Source organism: Shewanella sp. SW32 (assembly GCF_025653365.1).
GTDB lineage: Bacteria > Pseudomonadota > Gammaproteobacteria > Enterobacterales > Shewanellaceae > Shewanella > Shewanella oncorhynchi.
Map to the genome: position 1 here is coordinate 1 of NZ_JAKKSJ010000118.1, position 532 is coordinate 532.

The 532-nt window shown below is 52.1% G+C and carries 1 protein-coding gene; it reads left to right on the plus strand.

The annotated features are described in order from the left end of the window. The coding region (locus L5M28_RS24275; protein WP_263204551.1) for an IS4 family transposase at positions 1–532 on the plus strand (532 nt) is incomplete at both ends.

Consider the following 532-nt stretch of genomic DNA (forward strand, 5'->3'; position numbering starts at 1 on the left):
TGCAGCTCATACAGGACAATCTATCGTGCAATCTCTTTCATCCAGTGCAGACATTGAAGCCGCTTATCGCTTTGTCCGTAACGAGCATATCAGTCCGGCAGCGATTGCTGAGGCAGGTTTTGCTGCCACAGTGCAAGCCTGCGAACCATTTGACTGCCTACTGGCGCTGGAAGACACCACGTCGTTGGAGTTCACCCACCCAAGTGTCGTGGAAGAACTTGGACATACCACGTCCCACAAACATTCCAGCGGGCTGGAAGCGCACACGGTTTTATTGTTTGCACCCAAGGCGCAGCAGGTCGTTGGACTGATTGAGCAGCATCGCTGGGCACGCGACCGCGAAGCCTATGGCCAGAAAAAACAACGTGCCAAACGTGATTATGAACAGAAAGAAAGTTACAAATGGCAACGGGCTTCAGCAGCGATGGCGACTCGCTTGGGACCACAGATGCAGAAGGTGATTTCGGTTTGTGACCGTGAAGCCGATATCATCGAATACCTGCGCTTTAAAACCGACACACAACAACGGTTT